Raw genomic sequence first — 25,439 nt, 5'->3', positions numbered from 1 at the left:
TGCAGTCAGCTTTCAAGATCGCGGCAGGCGTTTGAGCAGGCGGCGGGCCTTACTTTTCCAGCGGACAAATTTCCGTGCGATACCGCGGGGACTGGCATTAATATCCAGCAGCATGCCCTGCAGTGTCTTGCGGGCGGCCTGATGATCGCCGGCTTCTGCTTCAAGTGTAGCCAGCAGATAAAGTGCCTCAGGCTGACGCCAGCGTTTGGCATGTCGGGCCAGTTCCTCACGTGCCTGCTCTGCAGAGTCCAGCTCACAAACGGTTTTACAGTACATGAGCGAGACATCGCCGAACTTGTATTCGGGGTCCGCCTCCAGAATCTGTTTACAGCGCTGCTGGGCTGTTTCGAATTCTTTGAACTTCATCTCGATTTGTGCTGCGCCCCACAAAGCCTGCAGGTTATCGGGTTCTTTTGCGAGTGCCTGTTGATAGGCTTCCAGACTTTTTTGGTTGATGCCAGCGTCTTTCAGGGCGTCCCCCCAGCGGACAAACTGGTACGGGTTCCCAATCTGCATGGCAGCCGTTTCCAGTTCATTCAGCCGTCGTTGCCGAAAAAAAGGCCGGGCAAATTCCGGCAGCTGGAACTGATTTGAAGGTAACCAGCGCAGGAAGAAATAGATCAGTGCGCCAAAAGGGGGAAAGAACAGGATCACCCAGAACCACAAGAACCGATCCGGATCCTTGCGCAGACAGTCGATCAGCATCCAGATCCAGAACACCATTACAACGATGCCAATCACGCTCTCCATGAATGACCAGAGAGGCGAAGGAGCTCCATACAAAGCCGGATCGTTTAGATAGGGGTCCGGTGGAGGTGTGGATACAGGTTCTTGTTGGGCAAACATCGGCACGCTTTATTTTATGTTGTATCTCTGGAAATCCGGCTTACTGCAGCCCCGGTACATCTCCGAGCCAGGAGGTATAATACATCGCCCGGGGTACGGTGGATTCGAGCAGCGCCTGTTTACGGTTTTCCACCTGCCCCGCTTCAGCAGTGCTGAGCAGAATATCTGCCAGCGAAGCCGGATGCGTGTATCGTATCACACGAACTTTCTCGAATCCCGTTTTTTTCTGCAAATAGGCAATCGCATCTTCCTGATAGCCGATTTCATCGATCAGGCCATTCGCTTTGGCATCGGTGGCGGTATAAATCTGCCCGGTCGCGAGTTTCTTAACCTGGTCATAATCCAGATCTTTACGGTTGTCGGCAATGATGTTGATGAATCGCTGATACGACTCATCCAGAATATGATCCCAGACTTCCCGTTCCCGTTTGGTCATGTTCCGGAACGGATTCAACGCATCTTTGAACTCTCCCGTTTTCAGCGGATCGGAAACGATGCCTACCTTATCTGCCAGGCCACTTAAATCGAAGCGGGGAATGATCACACCTAAAGATCCCGTCCAGGTGGTCGGCTCGGCAAAAATTACTCCGTCGGTTCCGGCCCCCATGGAGACATAATATCCACCGGAAGCAGCCATCCGTTTCATCGAAACCGCAATCGGCTTCTTTTCGCGCAGTTCGACCAGGCGATGATAAATCTGATGGCTGTCTGCGACCAGACCGCCGGGGCTGTCGACTTCAAGCAGCACGGCTTTGACCTGGTCGTCTTTGTCAGCCTGTTCGATTGCTCTGAGAATCCGTTCCGTGAACGGCGGCATGATCGTCCCCGAAATGGAAATGATGGCGATTTTCTGCTCAGCGAACTGATCGCCGCTCTCAAACTGCTCAGAAGGTCCATCGCTGGAGGCGAAGAACTCCTGGTACATGGCGTAGAAACCCAGGTTAAACAGGACGGACACCAGTAACAGCAGCAACAGAATCCGAGCCAGCCAATTCCTGCGGGGAGGTTTAGGCGGTGGTGGAGGCCCCTGATGCGGATCGGATTCCGGCCGGGGAGCCTCTCCTGTGGGCTTTGGGTCTGTCATTTGATCTAACTCCTTGATTTCATGTGGTTTGCTGCCGAGACACAGTACAGGATCCTCGCTGAATTACTCTAAATTCAGGTGAAAATCACTGAATTGCCCCGCTGTCAAAATAGCAAACCTGCAGACCATAGCAAGACTGCAATGAGCTTGTCGATAAAAACGGTCATCCGGGTTGTCGCGAAGATCCCGCCAGAATCTGATTCTACAATCGCCATAGGCATCAAAACCGGAGCAGCTTAACGACGATAGAAACACGCAGCAGGGATTATTCTGCATGATTGTGTCGATTATGCGGAACCAACCATTTGAAAGCAATATTCCGATTAATGAAGTCTTGTCGATTCAGGAATTCATTCAACCGGAAACTTTATTGAACACCCGCCAGCGACCTTAGTCGCCCCGGAGTTCAAAACTCAGGAACCAGGAGATTTCAGGAGATGAAAGCAGGAACTCGCTTCTCCGCTCGCGTATTGATTTTCAGCGCGATTTCTGGCTTAGTGCTGACGAATTCGAATTTACTGACTGCGGACGACACCGCCGTTCAGATCAATTCTTTTAAGCCGCGCAGCGCCAGAACAGAGCGGAACCCACAAAAGACACTCAAAAATGCGATTCAACGTGAAATACACTCTGCACGTCACGTGAGCGAGCCACAGGTTCGTTTCCCGCAGAAGAACACAACAATTCAGAAGGTGAATCACCAGCCTGGTGAAATTCAACAGGTCGGATTCACTTTGGATCCTCGTTCGTTATTCCAGAAAAAGAGTAGCAGCAAGGAACAGCAGAAGCCCGAACAGAAACGACAGATCGTTGTGCCGGGTAGCGGACAACCTTCCGCTCCTCAGTACAAGACAGCCGTTCCACAGGCCACAGCCAAGCCGGGACAGAGTGAGATCCAGCGTCAGTTGGAAGCTTTGTACCGTCGTGATGGTCGACAGATGCCTCCGATGTCGGTGCAGTCTCTTCCCAAAACCGCAAACAGTGGATCTGCCGCAGGTCGGGGAACCGTCAATCAACCTGCAGCTCAGGCTCAGAGCACACCAGCTCAATCGGCTCCAGCTCAGACATCCGCCACTCCTCAGAACGTAGTCGTCATGCCTCAACAGCAGGTACCACCGGCTCCCGAAGAGCGGAAATGGTATGACAAGTTTCTGCCTGGCAAAACCAAGCAGACTCCTAAACGACTGCCTCAATCGAATCAGGTTGCTAAAAAAGCACCCGTCGATTCACCGGCTGTCGAAGAAGTTCAAACCTCAGCAGCTCCTGAGCTGCCTCCCGCACCGGCCCCTGAGTCTGTCGTAACCACACCGACTGCAGACGATGAAGCGAAGTTCACCAAATCCATGGTTCCTTCACAGGAAGAACTGGATGAAGAAGCTCGCGAAGAGTTGGAAGAAGCAGCAGAGGAAGCAGCCGAACGTCTGGAAGAGCAGAAAATCGCTGCTGAAAAGGCAGAAAAGATGCTGAAAGAAAAAGCCGCTGAACTGCCTCTCATCGTAGAAGAGAAAACGGTAGAAGTGGTAGAAGAAAAAGTTGCTAAAAACCCGGAAGATGATTTCAACAATCTGTTTCCCGAAATGTCGGAAGAAGAAGCAGACGGTATGAAGAAGCCGGTCGAGAAAACTTCTACACCACAGACCCCATTCAGTGGTCTGGTTCTGGAAGAAAACAATAAAGAAGTGGCTCCGGAAAAGGCTGAAACCAAGACCGAGCCTGTGATGGAGAATGCAGCTGAAGTGGCCCAGGAAACACCTGCTAAAGAGGTGAATCCCTTCGAGCCTCAGCCACAGCCTGCTGCTCCGGAAACGAAAACTGAAGAGAAGAATCCGTTTGCAGTGCCTGCTCCCCAGATCGCGGAGACTGAAAAAGCAGCACAGCCGAAGACTCCTCAGGTAGAAGACAATCCCTTTAAAGCAGAACCAGAACCCAAACTGGAAACGCCTGCTCCGCAACCTGAAAAACAGGTCGCCAAGACTGAGCAGGACAGCACTGTGGAAAAGAAAATGGCTATGATCGCCAGCCGGGGAAATATCAAAGGGTTGAAAGGCTTCTGTCCAGTCGCCCTGCGAGACAACCGACTGCTCGTCGATGCCCGTCCGGAATTCAGTTCCTCATACAAATCCATGAACTATCAGTTCGCCTCACTCGAGAACAAACTGAAGTTCGACCGGGAGCCTGCTAAGTACGCACCGGCTGCCGGCGGAAGTGACATTGTTCTCCTGGTCGACAATCAGGATGACAAAGAGGGAACGCTGGATTTTGCATCCTGGTACAAGGGCCGACTCTACCTCTTCAGTAGCCAGAAGAATATGGATGTGTTTATGAAAACACCAGCTCTGTATGTTGGTGTCGAATAAAAAGTGAGCTTTGTTCCTGCTGCTCCTGGTAAGCCTCCGATAATCTTTCCGATTATCGGGGGCTTTCTTTGTTGAGAGGCCAGACAATTCAGCGAGCCGCCCGTCCGGAGAACCAGCGGGACGCGATCAGTGCTTCGCCGGCGATCAGCAGCTTCCTCCAGCGGGGAAGCCCGGCCCGGGTGGTATAGACCTGATAATCGAGTCTCTCAATTTCGTTGAGAATGCCACCGTAGATCTGATGCATGGCTTTGAGAATGCGTCGTCCCTCGGGTGAAATATATTCAAACAGTCGTTCTGAATTCTGATAATAAAGGCGGGCCCGATCCACCTCGAACTGCATCAGCTCGCGAAAACGCTGGTCATACACACGGGCCTGAATATCAGACTGACTGTAAGCGAAGCGGTGCAGATCTTCCTGAGGCAGATAGACACGTCCCAGGTCAGCATCTTCCGCAAGGTCTCTGAGAATATTGGTCAACTGAAATGCCAGACCACAATCGATGCTGGCCTCCACAGCACGATCATCGTGAAATCCCCAGATGTGAATACAGCACAATCCGACGACTCCCGCCACGTGATAACAGTAATCCGCCAGATCATCAAAGGTCTGGAAAGTAACCGGTTGCAGATCGGATTCCACGCCTGTGATCACGTCAAAAAAATAGTGGACGGGAATCTCATACCGCTGGATCATGTCGACGACAGCTGGCAGGCAGGGATGAAACTCCTCACTCTGATCCTGTGGCTGCGGATCCAATGCACGTTGTAATTCCTGACGCCAATGTGTCAGAGCGGCTCCTCGTTCTTCGAGCGAGAGTTCCGGACTGTCGCCCAGATCATCGACCAGCCGCATATAGGCGTACAAGACACACATCGCCTGGAACTGTTCTTTGCGAAGCGCCAGAAACGAATAATAGAAATTCCCCGCTGTCTGTTTTGCCAGTTGCTGGCAGTAGGCATAGGAATTTTCCAGGGTAGTCGTCATGACGCCTCAGCGACCGATATCTTGATTTCAGTGAGTCCGGGATCGAATCGACATCATAACCGCCACCCCGTCAAATTCAAATCGGCGACGCCCTGATGCGAGATTGTCTAATACATCAGAATGCAGCAGTTCGAGATTATCAGCTGAAGAAACGGAAAATGGGGAAAACCAGCAGCCACCCTCGACAACCGATTCTCAGTCTTTCCAAAAGAAATCCTCTTGATTTTGCCGTAACCCCGCGAAAAATAGACAAACAGAGCCTGCGGTTCCCCTCTTACTCCCGAGCGTCCGCCCTGTATCTTTTGTTCAGTCACTTATACACAAAGTGATGCACACAGAAAGTTAATGCAATTTACTTGCAATTAACATTGACTTCTGCAAAACATTTGCAACAATGATCGTATTGTTTCATCAAGTGTTATCTTTATATTACGCTCTGGAGTCCTCACATGCGAAAAGCCAGTAACACCCGCCGCGGCTTTACCTTGATTGAACTGCTGGTGGTGATCGCCATTATTGCCATCCTGATCGCCCTGCTTCTCCCTGCTGTGCAACAGGCCCGCGAAGCGGCCCGCCGCAGCCAGTGTAAGAATAATCTGAAGCAGATCGGACTGGCCCTGCACAATTATCACGAAACCCATGGACTGTTTCCTTCCGGCTGGATTGGAGTTCAGCCTGGGGTGGGCCCCAATGTCGAATATGGCAGTGGCTGGGGCTGGGGGACAATGATCCTGCCTTATCTCGATCAAAGCCCGCTGTATAATCAGATTAACTTTAATCTGGCGATTAACGATCCCGCTCAAACCCCTGGCGTCATTGATATCTCACTCTCTGTCTATCGCTGTCCCTCTGATCCCGCCCCGCAAACTTTCGAACTGGAGGAAGAAGGCAGTCCCGGGACTGTGCTCGCAACACTCGCTACGGGAAACTACATCGGTGTCTTTGGTGATGAGGAACTCGACAGCTGCGACTCTGTTCCCGCTGGTTCCACCTGTAAAAGCACAGGCGTATTCTATCAGAACAGTAATACCCGCTTCCGCGACATCACTGACGGGACTTCGCAGACCGTGTTTGTCGGCGAACGCAAAACGGATGCCGATCAGGGCTGGTACTCCACCTGGGTAGGCGTCGTTCCCGAGGGTGAAGAGACCTTTGCCCGTCCGCTGGGAGCCACCGACCATCCCCCGAATGATCCTGCAGCCCACTTTGACGATTTCAGCAGCCATCACACAGGCGGAGCCCAGTTCCTGTTTGGAGACGGCCGCGTACGCTTCATCTCAGAAAATATCGATGAAGGCGTCTATCGATCACTCTCCAGCATCCGCGGCGGTGAGATCACCAACTACGAATAAGTCTGGTTGAAACCATACATGACAGTGTGCGAACTGAACGGTCTGACAGGACTTTCCCTGTCAGACCGTTTTTTATTTTGATGATCAAGCCAGTCTCCTTTGCAGTGAACGTGTCTCCCGACTACCCTTGAGAAGTCAGATACAGACTATGAGCCAAGACTTCTCCCCGGGAGGATTGCGTGATGCGACTGCTTCGAACCCCGCTTGCGTGCACTCTGATCCTGCTGCTCTGTTGGTGGTACAGCCCCGCGAATGCGGATCTGGCCCTGCTGCAGATTCCGGATAAAGCAGCTTCCGCTGCATCAGCAACAGAGAACTCAGAAATCTGCCAGATCACACTGAAACTTACCGAAACCCCGTCAGGTCAGCAGCAGGTCATAGCAGGCATGCTGCGAATTCGGGACGCTCAAGGAAATCTGATTCCGCTCCCGGAGCTGCTGAATCGGGGAACCGGAGTGAACTCCCGCCCGGAATCTGAACGAGCCGGGATTCACAGCTGGTCCGTGATCCCCGGCGCAGGTCAGTTATCCGTCCCTCGTTCCCGACTGACGCTGGAAGCCTTCTCCGGTCTCGCCACAGAACTCACTCGAACGGAAATCGATCTCGCAGGGAAGTCATCCGCGGAAATCACTCTCAAACTGAAGCGATTCGCGAATCTTTCCCCGGAATGGAAAACGGCCAACACTCATCTGCACCTGATGAAGCTCAGCCGCGAGGAGTGCGACCGCTATCTGCAGCAGATCCCCGCTGCGGATCGACTGGACCTCGTATTCGTCTCCTATCTGGAACGCGCGATTGCCGACAAGACCTACATTTCAAATCGCTACTCCCAACAGGATCTGCAGGAATTATCCCGGTCAGCCGGAGTGCAGTTTGGCTGGGGAGAGGAGCATCGTCACAACAGCACCGGCTACGACGAGGGATACGGGCACGTGATGCTGCTCGATATCCAGCGGTTGATTCAGCCCGTGAGTATTGGTCCCGGGATTATGAAACAGGGGACGGATGGCATTCCGCTGGCACGGGGAATTCGCTCGGCACTGGCTGACCAGGCGACCGTTGTCTGGTGCCATAATGCCTGGGGACTGGAATCGACGCCGAATTTCCTGGCAGGCCGCGTGCATGCACTCAACATCTTTGATGGAGGGACACGCAGTACCTACGAAGACAGCTTCTATCGCTATCTGAACGCAGGCTGCCAGGTTCCTTTTTCCACCGGCACGGACTGGTTCCAATATGATTTCTCACGCGTCTACGCTCGCCTGCAGGAGCCTGTCACTCCGGCCTCGTGGCTGGAGAGCCTGAGGTCAGGGCGAACCTTCATTACCAATGGCCCCCTGCTCGATCTGCATATCAACGGGAAATCGGTCGGCGATCAGCTTGAACTCTCACCGGGACAGAATCGTGTGACAATTCAGGCCACGGGACGGGGACGGCTTGATTTCCAGAAGCTGGAACTGATTCACAACGGCAAAGTCATCCAGACCCAGAGTACAAAACCCGTTGGAAAACACTTCGAGGCACGCCTCGACTTGAATCTGGAAATTGACGAACCGGGGTGGATCGCAGTTCGTACTCCTTCCCCCTCTGTTCCCCAGGATCCTCAGCGGCAACAACAGACGCCCCTCAATGAATATGGGCGAGAGCTGTTTGCCCATACCAGCCCGATTTATCTGAAATGGAACGGACAAGCACACTTTGATCTGACACAGGCCAGAGCGTTTCTGACAGAGATGCAGCAGAACCGGAAAAAAATCGCCAGTCAGTTTCTTTTCGCTGATCCGCAGGAACGGGCGGCTGTGCTGGATGTGTATTCGGACGCCATCGAGGGACTGCAAAACAGACTCAATTCCCCCTAAACTCATCCCCAACATCGCTTGAGCCAGCCAGCTATTTTTTTTAGAATAGGCAATCTGGCAGGAATCGTACTCTCACCTGCTGCTTCAGCTTTAGAAAGTGTTTTAGATATGAATCGATTCAATCTCGCTCTGGCGATGATCATTACCGTGGCTCACAGTTCCCAGGTTTTTGCACATCCGGGCCATGGCACCAGCCAGCCTGCCAATCCGCATGGCATTCTGCATTACCTCACAGAGCCGGTTCACCTGGTCCCCTTTGCAGCGATCGCCCTGTTCGCCGCCGCTGTGGTGATCGGTAAAAAAGTAGTGCAGCGTTCACGCATCCAGAAGCAGAAGGCTGTTCGCTCTACCGACCTCTCTAAGTAAGTCAGATCGATTCCGCTTTACGGGGTCGCTTCCTGCGCCCGTTTGAGATAACTCTGGATGGCCCGCTGATAGGTTTCTTCAGCTGCGGGTCGTTCGCGCTCTGCGATTTTCTGATGACGGTTCTTCCAGAGTAATTTGATTGTTTCCGCACACCAGAGTGCACTTTCCCGTGATGCGCGAATCGGACGTTGATCCACAATCACATTCACTGGATTGGTATGCAACTGGGGAAACTGGCGCAACGCAATCCAGCTACTCTGTGACACGGGAACCGTGAACTTCAGGTCATGCACCTGACCGTCGGCGGGCACTTTCTTTCGCGCGACCACTTCGCCGTTCCTCACGATCTCTACCAGCCGCTCGCCCCCGGTGACGTATTCGGAATTACGCGGTGCGTGCAGGACACGCGTGTCTCCCACAGCCCGTTTTCCCTCGGGGGGATCCAGCAGACCATAGGCGACCGCTCGGGGAGTCTCTGAGGCAAACGCGACCTTCGCAGTGACTTCTACCTTCCCCGGTTCTTTCAGCTGGACTTCCTCAAAGCCGGGGGACTGGCCACCGACCTGAAATTCCAGTGCGTGCGCATAGCCGTCTGAAACATAGGACCGCCCCTGTTGAATTCCCCGACACCACTCCGGAAAATCGACTTCATCGACATCCCCCAGATTTACGTAGACGCGTCCCTGGCCGACCCGCCGACTGCTCATACAGGGAAAGTCGGTTTCTCCGCTGACTTTGAGGGGATAACCACAATTCAAAATGTGGTACCAGGTATTCCACTCCGGAATCCGTTCGGTATCCATGGCACTCACGAAGTCGCAGACACCTTCAGCAGTGCTGACACAGATTTCCATGGCACCTCCCCCGTTCATCTCGGGTACTGCCAGGTTCGGTAATTCATCAGCAGACTGTTCCAGTGCGCGTGTCAGTTCCTGTTCATTGAGCTGGCCATCACCGTCTTCGTCAATCGATGCGAACGTTTTTGGTAACAGGCCCTGGCCGGCTTCATCCGCGTTGATCGATTCAGACTGATCCCGATCCAGATCATTGATCATTCTGATCGCCGCCTGGGGTGGATTCACCCGCAGTGCCGAATGGGGGTAGCCGGTGACGCCCCCCTGCTCCTTACACCACCTTAGGACAGGCACCGTCCAACTGGGCCAGCCTTTGACCGTTCCGAGGGTGCCGGGATAGGTCTGATTCTGCAGATTCAAGAGACAGACATGACCCAGGGCGGCCGATCCGAAGCCGCTGATCTCCAGATCATATTTCAAAATCGTCAATGGCTCACTGACACGATCGGCTGAGGATGAAAAAAACTGTCTTTGCACATCAAAGCAGGGCCCCCAGGTCAGCACGCAGCCGACGTTCAGCCCTTCCCCTTTGACCTGCTTGAACATATCCAACGGAGTGACACCCTTGGTCGGATTATCGTAGTGGGCACAACCAGCTGCGTGAATATGATGATCCCCGGAATAGAATCCATAATCGCGCGGATTCAACCAGCGCTGCAGATTGACTTCTACGGTCTGCGGTTCTGAGGCAGAAACAGAAATCTTTCGAGTCAGTCGCTGGTATTCGGGACCGCGGCTATATTCCATTTCCAATTCACCGGCTGGCAAGAGAACGGTTTCGCCGTCCTGTCGATAAATTTGTGGCTGAAAGAAAAAATCGGGAGCCAGTCGTTTGGCCTGTAGTGGGTAAACCCGCTTCTGTTGATCGCGGAACTGCAGTCGCGCTGCAGTCGGTTTGCCATCGAAATCCCGGATCGCGAGTTTCACGGGAATTGCCTTTTTCACGGTAAACAGAATCGGAACTTCCCCGCGAAATCCGATGTCCTGAGTGCCGGCCCCGACATCAAAGCCGAGGGTTGCTTCCCGTTTGCCCGATTCATGGCAATAAATCAAAGCGAGTACATATTCGCATTCCAGCCCACTCAGACGAACCGTCATGGGACTGGCCTGGAACAGTTCGACTTCCAGAAAGCGATCCGAGGCCGACTGTTTATTCTCGTTCTGATTGAGTTCGGTTTGCGCCTGCCGTTTCAGACTGTTCAACGCAGCTCCCGAATAGACGGCACCTGCCTGCGGACTGGAGATCTGTAACTGACGGGTCACCGTACTCTGATTGATCACTTTGATCAGAAAAGGCGTGAAGCCCCCCTGCTGGAGCACTGCTTGTGCAGGTCCCCGAGCGACTTTGGTTCGGACTTCGGGATTCAGCGAGACCACACACAGGACTTCGGGGTCGAGCAGTTTCTGAATCTGTCGCGCGTTGCGCTGTTCGCTGGCGACAGTCAGTTTTTGCACCAGCTCGTCAGACAGTGGGGCTCCCAGATAATCCAGGGCAGAAATCAGTCGTTTAACATTGGCCCCCAGCGGCTGACCTTCGACGTCAACCACCTCCACGGATTCGGCTGCCAGCAGGGAATTCTTGGCTGGTATAACCAGCAACAAAACAGTCAGCAGCGCAGCAGGCAGCAATCGCAAAACCATGATGGCCCTTTCTCGAGTTTGAAAGTCCGCTCTCGAAGCTTATTCGACTGAGAATTTATGGATGGTCGTCTGTTCGTAGACTTCACCCGGTTTGAGGATCGTATTGGGAAACTCAGGCTGATTAGGAGAGTTCGGGAAATGCTGTGTTTCCAAACAGAAGCCGCCATGCTTGGGAAAGCCGCCGCTGGCCGGAGTACCATCCAGAAAATTCCCGGTGTAAAACTGCACGCCTGGTTCTGTCGTATAAACTTCCATCACGCGTCCCGATACTGGATCTTTTGCCCGAGCGGTCAGAGCAGGCTGTTTTTCGGCCGGATTAACGACCCAGCAATGGTCATAGCCCCCCTCGACCTGGTCAATGCGTTCGCCGATCCTGTGAGTGGAAGTAAAGTCCATCGGCGTCCCCTTGACCGGAGCCAGTTCGCCGGTGGGAATCGCTTCGTCTGTCACGGGCAGATACTTGTCACAGTTCAACATCAGTTCGTGATCCAAAACCGTTCCGTCACCGGCTCCCGACAGATTCCAGTAGCAGTGATTGGTCACATTAATAGGAGTGGCTTTGTCTGTCGTCGCCGTGTAGTCGATCTTGAGCTCATTTTCGTTGTTGAGGGTATAGACGACTTTCAAAGTCAGTTTGCCCGGATACCCCTCTTCACCATCCGGACTGACCAGGCTCAAACGAACGCCTACCGCGTCTTTCTCGGAAAACATTTCGGCAGCCCAGACCTTTTTATCGAATCCTGATTCGCCGCCGTGCAGGTGACTGGGTGGGTTGTTCTGGGCGAGCTGATATGTTTTGCCATCCAGTTCGAATTTGCCGTCTTTAATCCGGTTTGCATAGCGGCCACAGATGGCACCGAAGTAAGGACCTTTCTTTTCATATCCGTCCAGGGAATCAAAGCCGAGTGTGATGTTTTCCGTTTTGCCGTCCCGGTCCGGCAGATAGATGGCGGTCACAATCGCACCAAGATTGATGATGCTGACGCTCGTCCCTTTATTATTGGAGAGCAGAAACTGGGTAATATCCTGACCGTCGGCGGTGGTCCCGTAAGGTTCAGCCTGCACTCCCAGTTGAAAATTACTTCCGGTATTCATTTCGGCATCCTTAGTTTGTTCTTGATCTGCAGCAGTTTGAGAAGGGTCAGCAGGCGGAGTTTTCTCGCCGGCACAACCCGCCAGCAGAATCAGGGCACTCAACAGTCCGCTGCAGCATTTCCATCGATTCATCACTGTGTTCTCTCCTCAGACCCGGTTATCTGGACCAGTTTAATCCTGCTCAATTACTCCAGACCAGAATAACAAATCCATGCGTAAATGTAATGCAGAAACAGGATTTGTTCGCCTGGTCCCTGATCGACTGAATGGAGTTCAGATGGATGAAGGGCGACTCGCAAAGGAGAGTCAGCAGCACACCATCTGCTGCCAACCAGTCAGGCCTGATACTTCCTTTTCAGAGGGACCTTGGATCTGGGATGTCTTGCAGAAAAAAAATTGTTCATTCCCGCTCAACAGACAGCGGAATTTTAAAGGATGTTACGTATTAGCAACTGGACACTAAAATTAGGTTAATAATTCAAGACACTACAGTTAACGGGCACCATAACCCAATATTATTTAATAACTTAGGGAATAATCTCCTGAAAGATCTGATTCCTCCCCAAAATAGGGATTTGACAGGTATAATTAAAGACAGGCGCGTTGTTCTGGGAAAACTTTGGATTCCGTTACAAAATCTTTAGTAAATTCCATCAATCCTCCTCCCTCTGACGTAATAAGAACAAAGCGTGTCATTTAACGCGGAGAGGGGAGGTAGACATGCAGTTACAAATGGTCGATAAGAAAATAGAGCAACGAGAATCTCTGGCTTCGGGCGGTGTCATCAGTGACGCACGCCTCGTAGAAGCTGCTCGTAAAGGCGATGACAGCGCATTCGGCGAACTGGTCTTGCGCTATGAACGCCGACTGATTCGTGTACTGATTCAGTTTGTCAAAAGCCCCGAGCTGGCTGAAGATCTGGCTCAAGATACGTTTCTGAAGAGCTACGAGCGGCTTGATCAGTTCGATACATCCAGGAGATTTGGTCCCTGGTTGTTCCGAATTGGAGTCAATCAGGCATTGGACTATCTGCGTAAACAAAAACGGAGAGGCTGGTGGTTGTTATTCAGTGACAGCCCCTCAGATACTCCGTTCGATCCTTCTGTTCCTGACCCCAGGAACAAGATCGACATCAACCAGGAAGTTCAAGCCATCCTGGAAGAGATTCCCGAAAAGTACCGTACCGTGCTCGTACTGCGAGATCTGGAGAATTTCTCCACTTCTGAGATTGCTGCCATTCTGGACCGGAAAGAAGCAACCATCCGCTGGCGGCTGGCAGAAGCCAGAAATCGTTTTCAGAAATTATGGTCTCATCGGCAAAACGTTGAAAATTCCATGTCGGGCAAGGAATAATAAGACATGTATTGCACACAATGTAACGGTCTGAAATCGCGCGTCGCTCTGGCAGTCGGCAACGACCTGTCGGGCGAAGAGTTGGAGCTTCTGGAAAAGCAGCTGAAAAACTGTGACCAGTGCCGCGCACAATATGAAGAGCTACAGAAAAGTTATTCTGCACTGCAGCAACAGTTAGACAGTGCACCAGTCCCTTCACTCCAGGACAGTGTCTGGCCCCAGGTTTCGGCCAAAATTGCAGCACGACGGAGGAGAAACCGACCAACCCGGTTTAACTTTCTACTTCCGACGCTGACAACCGTAGCCTGCTGTCTGGCACTGCTGCTGGTCACGGGACAACCCCGTTATGATCTCGGTCCGCACGATGCTGCAGAATCGATTCATCCGTCAGCACCGGTAGGGTGGATGGGTAACGACTCGCACTTAAGCCCGGTCGATAACCCGATCCGGGATTTCCACGATCAACAGTGGGGCGCGTCGAATCAGACCATCGACAACAGCAACAATCCCTACGGTTATAATTTACCACGGCTGAAACACGACAGCTCAAGTCCTTATCAGCTGCACTCCGTGAAATTCTAACTTCGACTCATCTTTAATGAACTCAGGCTGGTCAATCGACCAGCCTTTTTTTTATGATATCCAGACTAGCTGCTGAACTGCGGCTGACGGGTGACTTCAATCAGTTTCGGATATCTACACCTCCCATGTCGATCACGGTCTCACTTGCCTCAACGGAAGCGCTTCCCGAAGCCTCCGCCTTTATCTTTGCCGATGCTCCGGAGACCGAGCGTGAAATACAGATCCAGGAGTTTCAGAAAACCATTTCGGCTGGGCAGGAAGGACAGAACCAGGTTCTACTGGCCCATGAAGCTGGACTGCTGCTCGGGGTCGGGATTCTGGTGTTTTCCGATCCCGCCACTTCCTGTCTCTGGCCCCCCTTTACCTCACGAAGGGACTGTGCCGATGAGATCCTGCAGGAAATGGCCCGACGAATCGATGATTCCGGGGTCAGTATCGGCCAGGTGCTGATCGATCCGGCACAACTCCACACCCGTCGCCTGCTGACACGAAACGGGTTTCCGCACCTCACTAATCTTCAGTTCATGCGGCACCCGCTGAGCAACCTGCCGTCGACAGAGTCGCTGAAAGAGAAACAGATTGAACCGGTCCGTTTCGATGCCGTGCAGAACCGTCAGCGATTTCTGGATATGCTGGAATTGACGCACCAGGAATCTCACGACTGCCCTGCCCTGAATCAGGTGCGCACGGCCGAGGAATCGCTGGAATCGCACCGCAGTTCAGGGGACTCGGACCAGGCTCACTGGTACCTGTTTCAAAGGGGAGAAACCGACCTGGGCATTTTACTCCTGTCTGAACATCAGTCCGATTTGAGTTGGGAAGTCGTTTACATGGGGGTCGCTCCGAACCAGCGGGGACAGGGTACAGGTTCCGCGATGATCCAATTCGGACTGGAGCAGGCACGAGCACACAATCAGTCTGCGTTAACTCTCGCCGTGGATCACAAAAATTCCTATGCGATAAAGATTTATGAAGAGTTGGGTTTTGTCAGACAAAACACATTAAGCGTCCACGCGCGACTTCGTTCCCAATTCCCGGGAAAAAAACCAAAATTTAATTAACACGTTTTCGACAGCGCGAAGCGGGGCTTCCAAAAATATTTTCTACGCGGGATGTCATTTTCTACTGGTAAAACAGTGTTTGATTTCGGTCTGAAAATTCTCAAAAAATTCCGCGCTGTTTCCGTTTGACTCTCCAGCAATTCAGGCTAGTATCAGAACCACTGAATGAGTAAACGCAGTGTCGCCGAAGTCAATGCCTGAGAACTTTACGATGCTGTTAACAATGGAGCTTTATAGCGCATCATTTCCAAATAAACCTCACTACCATACACGACTTTGAGAGAGCAGGATTTGGCTCTTTCTACCATTATGGACGGAGACGGTGCGCGCGGGGGGAGGGTGCAAGATGCAACCCACGTCTTTGGCAGTGGAGGGTACGTTTTGCGATTCTGCAAATCGACCAACGGAAGCCAAGCTGGGGCCAGCAACAACCGGGTCAGAGGAGCAATCAATTTATCGGTTGCTCGCACAACAAGTCGGTGAACGTGGTTTCCAGAACTGGTTCGCAGGAAAAGTCAGACTCAAACTGGATGGCAATCTGCTGATTGTCGGCGTTGCCAGTCCGTTTCTGCTCACCTGGATGCAGAAAAAATTCGCCTCGAAAATCTATGCCACCGCGATTGCCTGCGTGGGACCTTCTGCTGAATACCGGCTGGAAGTCGATCCGGAACTGGCTGCCCTGACCAGTTCTGCAGAAGAGAGCCAGCAGAAATCTGCCAGCAAGGGGACGTCAACTGCTAACGTTCCGTTTGTTGAGCGGAAGGCATCCGCTCCATCCCTGAGTTCCTCGAATAAGAACCCAGCGGCACGGCAGTCAAACCCGTTTCGCGGCAGACGCTTCGCGGACCTGTCTACCTTCATCAAAGGTAAGTCGAACCAACTGGCTTACATTGCAGCAACCCAGGCCAGCGATGAACCGGGTGCACTTTACAATCCGCTGTTCATTCATGGCGGCGTCGGCATTGGTAAAACGCATCTGCTGGAAGGTTTCTATCGCAGAGTCCGTCAGCTGTATCCCGCGCTGAATGTGGTTTACCTGACGGCGGAAGCGTTCGGTAACTATTTCTCCAAGGCACTGCAGGAACGCTCGCTGCCCGGCTTTCGTCAGCGGTTCCGTAATGTCGATGTTTTGATTATTGATGACATCGACTTCTTCGAATCGAAACGGAACTTTCAGGAAGAGTTACTGCACACGATCAAACATCTGGAAAGCCATGGGCGACAACTGGTCTTCTCTTCAGACCGTCACCCCCGACTGCTGACCAAGATGAGTGAAGAACTGACGACTCGCTTCCTGTCCGGACTGGTCTGTCGCATTGAAGCTCCCGAGAAGGAACTCCGTCTGGAAATCGCCCGTCAGCGGGCTCATAAACTGAAGACGCCGATTACCGAAGGGGCACTCGCCTACGTGGCCCGCCGCTTCACCAGCAATGTCCGGGAACTAGAAGGTGCGGTCAACTGTCTGCAGACCTGCCACCTGATGACTGGCCAGAAAGTGACCACCAGCATGGCCCGTCAGGTATTGGCGGACCTGGAGCGGGATTGCATTCGCATCATCAAGCTGGATGACATCAACCAGATTGTCTGTTCCACATTTGGGGTTTCTGAGGCAGACCTGAAATCGTCACGTCGCGCCCGAAATATCAGCCAGCCCCGGATGCTGGCCATGTTCCTGGCTCGCAAACTGACGCAGGCGGCTTACAGCGAAATTGGTGACTACTTCGGCGGACGCAATCACAGCACTGTCATGTCCGCCGAGAAGCAGGTTCGCAAATGGCTGGAGAGCCACTCTTCTATTCAGGTTGCTCTCCAGGAATGGCCAACCGAAGAGATCATCGAATCACTGGAACAACAGTTACTCGCCAGCTGATTCAGCAAGGCGAGCTCAGAGTGAACTTAATATTGTCTCTGTGGATCTGAGAACTGATATTGAGAGTTTGTCGGCTGACTTCCCCACTGGAAGGGCGAAGCCGACTGCTCATTGAGATTTTGAGATCCATTCAGGCTCCCCTGATAGCCAGTCCGCAGATCAGCGGCCGTTCCTGATGCGTTCTGGAAACGCACGTTTGCCGGAGCCGCCACCGGGTTGTTGGAGAACATCGCCGATTGTGGCAGAGCCGAGGACATCGGTTGTTCCTGTGCAGGAAAACGTTGCGGCATCGAAGCATGATAGACATTGCCCTGCCCGGCAGGCTGACCCGAATATTGATAACCGGCCTGACTGACACCCCCCTGTGGCATGCCCTGCCCCATTTGTGGCTGGAGTCCGTTCGGGCCATTCGTTCCGTAGGCATTCTGGAAAGGAACCTGGGCTGAAGCAGGAATGACGCCTCCGGATCCCATCTGAGAACTCATCAGGGGAGAGTTATTTCCCTGCAGCTGTCCCGGGGCGGCATCGCTCATGGGAAACATCTGGCCGGGGCCCATGTTCATGCCCGTGCGGGCCACTTCCCGCATCAGGTCCTGATCGTTCTGTGGAGGATTCTGTCCGGCTTCCTGAGCGCCGCTCTGTGTCGAACGGTAATCGGGAAACTGACCTGGAGTTGACTGATACTGATTCCCGTACAGCTGTTGTCCCGGCTGGGGACCACGAACGGGCATCATCTGTTGAGGCGCTGACTGCATTGGCTGATAGCCGGGGGGTACATTCCGGTACTGTCCCTGCAACTGATTAGGAGGATACCCCTGATAGTTCTGTTGAGGTAAGGACTGATTGGAGTATGGTCTGGCAGCCATCTGCTGCTGTGGCTGTTGACGATTCTGCAGTTGCTGCTGCTCTTTTTCGGCCCAGTACTGTGAGGCTTCTGCTGCCTGGCTCAAAGTCGGATCATTGGCGGGGGGCCATGCCTGAATCTGCCCTGGCTCGACGGCTGGTTGATTCGCATACTGGTTGACCGGCTGAGGTGCATCAACGGGTTGCTGCTGAGGCATCTGAGTTTGAGCGGTCTGGAACTGTGGAGACTGCATCTGGGGTGACTGCATCTGGGGCATCTGCAGCTGAGAGTTCTGCAGGGGCGCTGCTGGTGCATGCGATCCCGTTACCTGACGCATCTGTGTCATCGCAGGATTCGGACTGATCGCAGGCAGCTGCTGGGTAGACTGTCGTGCCTGAATCGCCTTTTCGCGTTCGCGTCGCATCATCTCTGCAATCTGATGTGTGGGATTCATCGCAGCGGCATCGGGGGAGCTCAAAGGCTGCTGTTCCGGATTGCCATTGTTCGCATATTGAACGGGCTGCCCGGGAGTGGACTGCATCTGTCCGACAGTTTGAATTCCTGCGTGATTACGTTCTGCACTCTGCTGATTACCGGGATACTGCGAAAGTTGATCTGGATACTGTGGGACTGGATTTTGTCCACCGGTGGCTGACCCTGGATTCACCCCGGGGAACAAGCGGGCAAATTTCTCCCGCGCCTGGGCTTCTCCACTGGTCTTACGAAACATGGCCAGTGCCTGGTCGTAGCGTCCGGTGCGTCCGTAATACCAGCCCAAATGATCGAGTGACCGGGCATGTGCTGGCTGATACTTCAGCGCTTCTTCCAGATACTTTTCGCCATAATCGTCGCGTCCCTGCAGCATATAGGAATAGCCGATATCACTCAGCAGGTCTGCGTTGGAGGGATCCAGCTTCAAAGCCTGCAGATAGTAGGCTTCCGCCGCAGGAAAGTTCTGTTTTTTGTCTTCGATGATCGCCAGTCGATGCAGGGCTTCAAAATGCTCGGGATTGATGGCCAGAACACGTTGGTAATAGCCTTGCGCCTTTTCCAGGTTGCCAGAACGATCTGCTTCATAGGCCTGATTCAATTCCCGCTGCAGACTCGATGCATCGGTTTGCGGTGCTGCGGACTGAGAAGCTGCAGCCTGAAGATCGCTGAGTGGTAATGCCTGGGCTTCTACTTTAGCGGCGGTCTGTACGATCTGCTGCTCAGAACCTTTCAGCGCAGCCAGTTGTTCCGGCGACACTTCCGATTTCAGTTCATCACGCAGTCGATGTCTCCGTGCTTTGGAACGTTCTTGCGCCATCGCTTCTCTCAGCTTCTTCTGCATGGCAGATTCCTCTTCCTTTTCCGGAGAGCGTTCGACGAGCGCTTTACGAGGAGAATCTGAACGACTGGCGAACGGACCAGACTGGCAGCCCGTCCACAGGAAGCCCATGCACGTAAGTGTGAGAATCTGTTGAAACATTCGAGTTTTCATCGGAGATCAACCTTGTTTCCGCGAGTGCAGATCGCTTTGTCTCGTTCAATTCAAGATAGAATGAAAATAGACTGCGATTCACCAGATCTCCTCTTCGGCATTGAGTGAGTTCAATCGTCCGAAAACAATGCGCTGACTGAAGCCAGGCACCAGAGACTGGTGGAACAGTTATGAAATGAGTATTTGTGACAGGGAGGTCAAGTATGAGAGAAAGGACTCTTTTCGAATATCAGGCGCGGATTCTAAGAGGAAATCAAAAACGTGTCGATACGAATATCCCCACATTTTCGAAATCGATGACAGGAAAAACAGCAGACACCTGTTTCACGTAAAGTACTATGATATAGAAAGTTAAAACGCCACAATCCAGATTGATTTGTGGCGTTTTAACAAGTGCATATGAGATTACAGGATTCTCAGCAGGTGTGGATTTTAGAAACCACCGAGTCCACCACCGCCGCCGCCAAAACCGCCGCCGCCGCCGAATCCACCACCACCGCCACCGAATCCTCCACCAAAACCACCGCGGGTAGAGATGAAACGATAGTAGTCGATTTCCGCTTCTCGTGAGTTTAGCGAACGGGAATAAGGAGTCGCGACAACCGTACGTTGATCGGCGTCCTGGTTTCCGAGATCGGTCAGGATCCGCGCGACCAGCTGGCGACGATAAGCATCCAGCTCTGGTGCGTAGTTATTATCACTGCGTTCCACAATAACCGGGTACGGGGTGCTGCGCATGCGGGCACCAATTTCCAGAATATGATCTTTACCATTCGTGGTCAGTTCGGCACTGTTTTCGACGAATTCGTTCCGGTTGATTATGAAGTCAACCGCTTCGGCATTCGATTCCATGGTGTGGTAATGCGCACGGTTGACGCTTCCCAGAGGATAGACCTCCGGAATCGCCAGGGAGCGTTTATGGAATCCCCAGTTGCCGCCTCCACCCCAGCGGCAGCAACCAGCTACCAGCATCAGACAGCTGGTAGTAAGGATCCATTTTTGTATTATCGTGAAACGGGCCATCATGTCCCTCGGTACTTACGACTTAATATCTGGTGATGAACGACAACAATGAATGCTGACGGTCCATCATTATGTTGCAGGCTGATTTGCTGCTGGTAAACGTGCCTGCCCATTCACCTGAAATTTATTTTCCCTGACCAATCCAGGGAAATCCGGATCGGCTGCCCTGCGGTTCTGCGGACTGCTGTCTCATGCGGGTATCAATGTAACCGGTTGGCTGAATCTGGCTGTCCATCTCGGGAGCCGAATTCTGGAAGCGATCCTTGATCATTTGTGTGAACCGACGCTGTCCCGGTTGTTGTCCCTGGTTTCTTCTTGAAAACCCGGTCGACTGTGCCTGTGGCCCGCTGACACCGGGAGCCGGTGGTGGCGGTAAAGGCTGATGCGACTGGATCGGACCTGGTGACTGAGCCGGTTGCTGAGGCTGGGTGGGAAAACCACCGCCCCGTTGCGGAATCGGTTGTGTCACAGGTCCCTGCTGATAGGTGCCTGTCTGTTCCGGCGGATAGTAAGGAGAAGCAGGAGACGGATTGAATGGCTGGTAACCAACCTCAATTCCCTGTCCGGCTCCTCGACCGTAGGGCTGCAACTGATAGACGGCACGATCGGGAGCACCTTCGGTCATGTTATATTTATAGAATTCTTTGTCGTGGGGAACGGTAACTTCATGCCCGGGATAGGGAGGAACCTCATCCTCTTCCATCGGATGTACCAGTTGTGGCGTTACGGTAATCAAGAGCTCAGACTCACCCTGAGTCGACTTCTTGGAACTGAAGAGGTACGCTCCAACCAGGGGAATTTCGCCCAGCCAGGGAATTCGTGTTACACCGGTGGTAGTGTCGTGACCAAACAGACCAGCCAGTACGATGGTCTGGCCTTCACGGAGTTCGACTGTGGTCTGTGCGCGACGTGAGTTCAGTCCAGGAATCCCCTGTACCGAGTTGTTATCATTCACCTGACTGTATTCAGGTACAATCCGCATCCGGATCAGGTCCTTATCGAGTACGATCGGTGTGACGACGATTGAGGTACCAAAACCGCGGAAGGTCGTTGATGTTCCCTGTGCTCCCCCGACCCCGACAATGGTCGGCACTGCAAATTCACCCCCAGCCAGGAAGCTGGCAGAGTGACCGCTTAAAACAGTCAGCGTCGGTCGGGCCATAATCTTGGTCGTACCATTCTCGGCCAGAGCGTTGATCAATACATTGACCTCGCCGGCTTCAAAGATACCAGTCAGCGTAGAAGGGACCCCGCCCATCGTTGATCCCAGAAACTGACGACCACCGTCGAACAGGACACTCAGGTCAACACCCAACTGCCGCATCATTGTACGATTGATCTGGGCAATGGTCACATGAATCATGACCTGGAACTCACCGGGAATCTCCAGCATGTTCACAATCAGCGAAGATCCATAGAGGTTATTGCCGTAACTGTTAAGTGCGTCGCCATAACCCCCTCCCCCATAATAACCCGCTCCCACACCGGCAGGCTGTGGCCCGCCCAGGTTTCCTTCGTAGTTGATGACTTCACCACGAATCACATTCATGATATTCGCCGCTTCGGTGGGATCAGAAGCCTGACCCTTTACGATGATCTTACGTGACAGGGGAATCAGATAAACCTTACTGTTGGGGAACAACACGGCAATTTTGCGTTCCAGCTTACCGTAGTCGATCCGTCGCTGTCCTTCCAGGCTGGGATCCTGAATCGTGTGAACCAGGTAAGTGATCGGCGTTTCATCATTTTCGAACCAGAGAGTCAGAGTGGTTGTTCCCAACTCCAGACCCACGATCGAAACTTCAGTCGGGGAATAAGTCACGAATTCAATGATCGAAGGATCAGCAATTGCGTAACGACGAATGCGCGAATTTGTGATAATCAACTGGCTGCGACGAATGATGATTTCCATCTCGTCGAAGATGCCGGGAGTGGAACGGATCTGAGTCGGCAGCGGCTTGCGGGTAATGCGCCCGGTATCCTGCACCATCTGAATCTGTGGACCAGCATTGGGTGCATGCGCATCCTGAATCGAAATCACACCCTGTGGTTGCTGGGCAACGGGTACCTGTTGTGGATACGACGGTTGTTGATACGATTGAGCAGGGGGAGCGGAAACCTGCATGGGAGCAGGACCATATTGATTCGCAGGCTGATATTGATTTGCGGGAGCATACTGATTTACGGGCTGCCTGGGTGGCAGCGGACGCATGGATGGCCCCTGGGCAAACGCAGTATGAGCGATCGACGAAAAAGTGATGAAGAACAACGCAACCCAGTTCATAACAAGCTGAGCACGTCGCTTTTCATTATTTCGAAATGCCGATCCATGGCAATTCTGTTTGTACATCCGCAGTCGCTCCCCTATTGCCTGCAAAGAGGAAAAAGGTATTTGCGTTTTACGTGACTTCTCGGCCCGGAATTAATTACCTGCGAGTTCTTGTAACCAGGTTGAAGAATCAGTAAGAACTTTATCTTTATCCAGCAAGTTATCCTTAACTTACTTTCTGCTTATGATTTACACTCTATTCCACCGTCTCACGCTCTTCCGAGAATACGTGATTTTGGACTGCCAATTAACGTATCAGCAGACGCAATTCGGGTGGATAGAGTCCAGATTGTATTGTTTGTATCGGCTGATCATGAAATTGGGATTAGAACGGTTCCTGTTAAATTTCCTGATCTCACAGAAAGTTTGAGTGAAAACCCTTAGATCACAGTCCATAAAAAAAGGCCCGGGATTCGCCACCCGGGCCTGATATCAAAACATAATCAGTTACTCTAAATTGTCGTTGAGTAGAGACTTACCAACGGTAATTGGTATCGCGGTTGTAAGTGGGTGCTCCCGGGTTGTACCAGGGGCGACGGTAGCTGTATGACGGAAAGTAGTAGTGGCCGTATTCATTCGAGCGGTAGAAACCGGGGCCGAAGTGCCGCGTGTACGGATCCCCCCCACTGCCCATCAACGCCTGATTCTGCTGACCTGTGTTCACTTCGCCATGACCACCATACCACGTCTGACCGGCCTGAATTCCCACCTGAGGGCTCGTCATCCCATAGGTTCCACCGGCTCCCTGTGTCGCACTATAGTAATAAGGACTCCCCACCTGAGGCACCTGGTTGTTGGGCAACCAGTACTGATTGCCTCCTTTAACGTAGGGACCTCCCGAATATCCTGGCACGGGATGAGTCAACGCATCCGGATCTGCGGGGGGATAATTCCCCTGCTGTTGCTGCTGTACCTGGGGAGGTACCTGAGGCTGCTGTTGTTGTGGCAGATTGTGATAGGGAGCGGGCGCATTATAAGGAGAGGGCACATTCGCGGCCGGATCGGGCTGCGGAGCGACTCCCCGCGGAGGAGGTGGTGGTGGCAGAGTCCCTGCTTTCCCCAGATCGGCGCCGGGAATAAGTGCATCATCTGCAAATAAGGGGCTGGCGCAAATGCAGATCATCAACATCAGAGATGATATTTTCGCATGTGGTTTCATAAGTCTCTTCTACCTCATGTATGTAATTAAAAACACCATCAATGATGATGATCGCTCGTCAGCAGGCACGCCTGCGAATAGACGTGCCTGAAAGATCTATATTCAATTTATGAATGAGCACCAAAAACTCCAGTTCATTCCCAAAAATCCCGGTTGAGAAATTCACACTGAAACTGAACAACATTCCAAGTCCGCTCGATTGATTGTGGCGCAACCCACCAGCGGGGAGCTTTTCGCGATGACACTCAAACCTACACCATTTTTTGATGCCTGAACGGGAATCTCTATTAATTGAGGAGTTCCCGCCCCGGTTTCGGCAGAATCTGCCGGTTCAGTTTGACTGGATACTCTAACCCGATTTGAAAATATTCAGGTTGTAGCGCGCGTATGTGATCTGCCCGCTGTGAATTTTGTGATGAACCTGAAGGTATGCCCGCTACGATATCCGATAAAGTAGATACCAGCGCCATCAGTTTGCGCTGACGAAATCACCCAATTATTACGGTTTCAGATAAACAGGGACTCTGTTTTTCACACAGAGGAATTTCAAATATGTCGACCACTTTTCTCGCTCTGGCAATCGCGGCCGCAGTCGGCGGTGACCCATCGCTCCCCAACCAGACCTATGGTGCTTACGGTATGACTGAAGTTCCCTACAATGAAGGTACCCCTATGACCAGCGCCGGAGTCACGGGCGGCATTTTTGGGGATCCACTTTATCCCTTCGATTCGCAATACCCCTGGCAGCACGGTTACTTCCAGGAAATTTCCCCCTACAGTGGTTATCACTACTTCAAGCCTTATAACTACCGGCACGTCCTTTCTCAGACCCAGACAGCTAACGGCTGGGGAATTACCCCACAGCTGGCTTACTCGCAGCACTTCTGGAATCGATACCATGAGCAGGCAGCCTGGAAGAACTACGCTCTGCCTCCTCGCGAGGAAGACATCGAAGAAATCCAGAAACGCAAACGCGAGTTCCAGGAAAAGCGTATCGATGAGAAGAGCTCTTCATCCTACTATCAACCACAGCGGGGCATGGTGCCGGTGCAGTACCAGCAGCAAAGTAACAACTATCAGCCGCAGAACGGATATCAGCCTCAACCGCGCAACTTCCCGCAGTCGTCTTCTCAGTATCAGCAGCCGCAGTACGAGCAATCTCAGTACCCACAGCAGCAGTACCAGCAACAACAATATCAGCAACAGCCTCAGCAGATGCAGCCGCAGTATCCAGCGAATGCTCCCGGCTACAACCAGAACCCGGTTTACATTAATCGCTGATCAGAGACTTCAACC

The 25,439-nt window shown here is 52.7% G+C and carries 18 protein-coding genes; 9 read left to right on the top strand and 9 right to left on the bottom strand.

Translation table 11 applies throughout. The features are described 5' to 3' along the window. Positions 1 to 12: 12 nt before the first annotated feature. Together HG66A1_RS31845 and sppA are read right to left on the bottom strand one after the other, a co-directional pair. A complete protein-coding gene (locus tag HG66A1_RS31845; protein WP_197993820.1) occupies positions 13 to 846 on the bottom strand; it encodes a tetratricopeptide repeat protein in 834 nt (277 codons plus the stop codon). A 40-nt stretch (positions 847 to 886) separates the two neighbouring features. Beyond that, entirely contained in the window at positions 887 to 1,930 is a 1,044-nt protein-coding gene (sppA, locus tag HG66A1_RS04670) for a signal peptide peptidase SppA (RefSeq protein WP_145181077.1), read from the bottom strand. A gap of 437 nt (positions 1,931 to 2,367) precedes the next feature. Between sppA and HG66A1_RS04665 the strand changes: the two genes are divergently transcribed. Then, positions 2,368 to 4,287 carry a hypothetical protein gene (locus HG66A1_RS04665; protein ID WP_145181076.1) on the top strand — a complete coding sequence of 640 codons (1,920 nt, stop codon included), beginning with the start codon at positions 2,368 to 2,370 and terminating at the stop codon, positions 4,285 to 4,287. Positions 4,288 to 4,375: 88 nt separating this feature from the next. On the opposite strand, the gene HG66A1_RS04660 is transcribed toward HG66A1_RS04665, so the two are convergent. Further along, the gene (locus HG66A1_RS04660) at positions 4,376 to 5,272 is read right to left on the bottom strand and encodes a phytoene/squalene synthase family protein (protein ID WP_145181075.1); all 897 of its coding nucleotides are present in this window, start codon (positions 5,270 to 5,272) and stop codon (positions 4,376 to 4,378) included. Positions 5,273 to 5,721: 449 nt separating this feature from the next. Here HG66A1_RS04660 and HG66A1_RS04655 point away from each other — a divergent pair, with 449 nt between their 5' ends. The 3 genes from HG66A1_RS04655 to HG66A1_RS04645 all read left to right on the top strand — a co-directional run bounded on the left by HG66A1_RS04655 (position 5,722) and on the right by HG66A1_RS04645 (position 8,849). Continuing rightward, positions 5,722 to 6,624, top strand: a complete 903-nt coding sequence (locus HG66A1_RS04655; RefSeq protein WP_145181074.1) for a DUF1559 domain-containing protein — start codon at positions 5,722 to 5,724, stop codon at positions 6,622 to 6,624. Between the two features lie 182 nt (positions 6,625 to 6,806). Further along, positions 6,807 to 8,483, top strand: coding sequence for a CehA/McbA family metallohydrolase (locus HG66A1_RS04650; protein ID WP_145181073.1), 1,677 nt, complete (start codon positions 6,807 to 6,809; stop codon positions 8,481 to 8,483). A 108-nt stretch (positions 8,484 to 8,591) separates the two neighbouring features. Then, positions 8,592 to 8,849, top strand: a complete 258-nt coding sequence (locus HG66A1_RS04645) for a hypothetical protein (RefSeq protein WP_145181072.1) — start codon at positions 8,592 to 8,594, stop codon at positions 8,847 to 8,849. 17 nt (positions 8,850 to 8,866) lie between these two features. On the opposite strand, the gene HG66A1_RS04640 is transcribed toward HG66A1_RS04645, so the two are convergent. Both HG66A1_RS04640 and HG66A1_RS04635 read right to left on the bottom strand, forming a co-directional pair. Next, the gene (locus tag HG66A1_RS04640; protein ID WP_145181071.1) at positions 8,867 to 11,344 is read right to left on the bottom strand and encodes a CehA/McbA family metallohydrolase; all 2,478 of its coding nucleotides are present in this window, start codon (positions 11,342 to 11,344) and stop codon (positions 8,867 to 8,869) included. A gap of 39 nt (positions 11,345 to 11,383) precedes the next feature. Beyond that, positions 11,384 to 12,571 (bottom strand): aldose epimerase family protein, encoded by a 1,188-nt coding sequence (locus HG66A1_RS04635; protein ID WP_145181070.1) that lies wholly within the window; start codon positions 12,569 to 12,571, stop codon positions 11,384 to 11,386. 588 nt (positions 12,572 to 13,159) lie between these two features. Between HG66A1_RS04635 and HG66A1_RS04630 the strand changes: the two genes are divergently transcribed. The 4 genes from HG66A1_RS04630 to dnaA all read left to right on the top strand — a co-directional run bounded on the left by HG66A1_RS04630 (position 13,160) and on the right by dnaA (position 17,305). Then, positions 13,160 to 13,792 (top strand): RNA polymerase sigma factor, encoded by a 633-nt coding sequence (locus tag HG66A1_RS04630; RefSeq protein WP_145181069.1) that lies wholly within the window; start codon positions 13,160 to 13,162, stop codon positions 13,790 to 13,792. A 6-nt stretch (positions 13,793 to 13,798) separates the two neighbouring features. Further along, a complete protein-coding gene (locus HG66A1_RS04625) occupies positions 13,799 to 14,374 on the top strand; it encodes a hypothetical protein (protein ID WP_145037034.1) in 576 nt (191 codons plus the stop codon). A gap of 53 nt (positions 14,375 to 14,427) precedes the next feature. After that, positions 14,428 to 15,435, top strand: a complete 1,008-nt coding sequence (locus HG66A1_RS04620; protein WP_145181068.1) for a GNAT family N-acetyltransferase — start codon at positions 14,428 to 14,430, stop codon at positions 15,433 to 15,435. Between the two features lie 346 nt (positions 15,436 to 15,781). Beyond that, positions 15,782 to 17,305 carry a chromosomal replication initiator protein DnaA gene (dnaA, locus tag HG66A1_RS04615; protein WP_145181067.1) on the top strand — a complete coding sequence of 508 codons (1,524 nt, stop codon included), beginning with the start codon at positions 15,782 to 15,784 and terminating at the stop codon, positions 17,303 to 17,305. Between the two features lie 26 nt (positions 17,306 to 17,331). Here dnaA and HG66A1_RS04610 read toward each other — a convergent pair whose 3' ends face one another. The 4 genes from HG66A1_RS04610 to HG66A1_RS04595 all read right to left on the bottom strand — a co-directional run bounded on the left by HG66A1_RS04610 (position 17,332) and on the right by HG66A1_RS04595 (position 24,143). Then, a complete protein-coding gene (locus HG66A1_RS04610) occupies positions 17,332 to 19,632 on the bottom strand; it encodes a tetratricopeptide repeat protein (protein WP_145181066.1) in 2,301 nt (766 codons plus the stop codon). A 432-nt stretch (positions 19,633 to 20,064) separates the two neighbouring features. Further along, entirely contained in the window at positions 20,065 to 20,658 is a 594-nt protein-coding gene (locus tag HG66A1_RS31840; protein WP_197993819.1) for a hypothetical protein, read from the bottom strand. 121 nt (positions 20,659 to 20,779) lie between these two features. Beyond that, positions 20,780 to 23,005, bottom strand: coding sequence for a type II and III secretion system protein family protein (locus HG66A1_RS04600; RefSeq protein WP_145181065.1), 2,226 nt, complete (start codon positions 23,003 to 23,005; stop codon positions 20,780 to 20,782). Positions 23,006 to 23,459: 454 nt separating this feature from the next. Then, a complete protein-coding gene (locus HG66A1_RS04595; protein ID WP_145181064.1) occupies positions 23,460 to 24,143 on the bottom strand; it encodes a hypothetical protein in 684 nt (227 codons plus the stop codon). Positions 24,144 to 24,695: 552 nt separating this feature from the next. On the opposite strand from HG66A1_RS04595, the gene HG66A1_RS04590 reads away from it, so the two are divergent. Next, entirely contained in the window at positions 24,696 to 25,424 is a 729-nt protein-coding gene (locus tag HG66A1_RS04590; RefSeq protein ID WP_145181063.1) for a hypothetical protein, read from the top strand. Positions 25,425 to 25,439 lie beyond the last annotated feature (15 nt).

It is taken from the genome of Gimesia chilikensis (assembly GCF_007744075.1).
Taxonomy (GTDB): domain Bacteria; phylum Planctomycetota; class Planctomycetia; order Planctomycetales; family Planctomycetaceae; genus Gimesia; species Gimesia chilikensis_A.
Note: the sequence above shows the minus strand (reverse complement) of the source record. Positions and strands in the feature narration are given on the sequence as shown.

Coding starts and splice junctions, on each gene's coding strand:
- HG66A1_RS31845 (WP_197993820.1), bottom strand. CDS start 846: ATGTTTGCCCAACAAGAACCTGTATCCACACCTCCACCGGACCCCTAT.
- sppA (WP_145181077.1), bottom strand. CDS start 1,930: ATGACAGACCCAAAGCCCACAGGAGAGGCTCCCCGGCCGGAATCCGAT.
- HG66A1_RS04665 (WP_145181076.1), top strand. CDS start 2,368: ATGAAAGCAGGAACTCGCTTCTCCGCTCGCGTATTGATTTTCAGCGCG.
- HG66A1_RS04660 (WP_145181075.1), bottom strand. CDS start 5,272: ATGACGACTACCCTGGAAAATTCCTATGCCTACTGCCAGCAACTGGCA.
- HG66A1_RS04655 (WP_145181074.1), top strand. CDS start 5,722: ATGCGAAAAGCCAGTAACACCCGCCGCGGCTTTACCTTGATTGAACTG.
- HG66A1_RS04650 (WP_145181073.1), top strand. CDS start 6,807: ATGCGACTGCTTCGAACCCCGCTTGCGTGCACTCTGATCCTGCTGCTC.
- HG66A1_RS04645 (WP_145181072.1), top strand. CDS start 8,592: ATGAATCGATTCAATCTCGCTCTGGCGATGATCATTACCGTGGCTCAC.
- HG66A1_RS04640 (WP_145181071.1), bottom strand. CDS start 11,344: ATGGTTTTGCGATTGCTGCCTGCTGCGCTGCTGACTGTTTTGTTGCTG.
- HG66A1_RS04635 (WP_145181070.1), bottom strand. CDS start 12,571: ATGAATCGATGGAAATGCTGCAGCGGACTGTTGAGTGCCCTGATTCTG.
- HG66A1_RS04630 (WP_145181069.1), top strand. CDS start 13,160: ATGCAGTTACAAATGGTCGATAAGAAAATAGAGCAACGAGAATCTCTG.
- HG66A1_RS04625 (WP_145037034.1), top strand. CDS start 13,799: ATGTATTGCACACAATGTAACGGTCTGAAATCGCGCGTCGCTCTGGCA.
- HG66A1_RS04620 (WP_145181068.1), top strand. CDS start 14,428: ATGATATCCAGACTAGCTGCTGAACTGCGGCTGACGGGTGACTTCAAT.
- dnaA (WP_145181067.1), top strand. CDS start 15,782: ATGCAACCCACGTCTTTGGCAGTGGAGGGTACGTTTTGCGATTCTGCA.
- HG66A1_RS04610 (WP_145181066.1), bottom strand. CDS start 19,632: ATGAAAACTCGAATGTTTCAACAGATTCTCACACTTACGTGCATGGGC.
- HG66A1_RS31840 (WP_197993819.1), bottom strand. CDS start 20,658: ATGATGGCCCGTTTCACGATAATACAAAAATGGATCCTTACTACCAGC.
- HG66A1_RS04600 (WP_145181065.1), bottom strand. CDS start 23,005: ATGTACAAACAGAATTGCCATGGATCGGCATTTCGAAATAATGAAAAG.
- HG66A1_RS04595 (WP_145181064.1), bottom strand. CDS start 24,143: ATGAAACCACATGCGAAAATATCATCTCTGATGTTGATGATCTGCATT.
- HG66A1_RS04590 (WP_145181063.1), top strand. CDS start 24,696: ATGTCGACCACTTTTCTCGCTCTGGCAATCGCGGCCGCAGTCGGCGGT.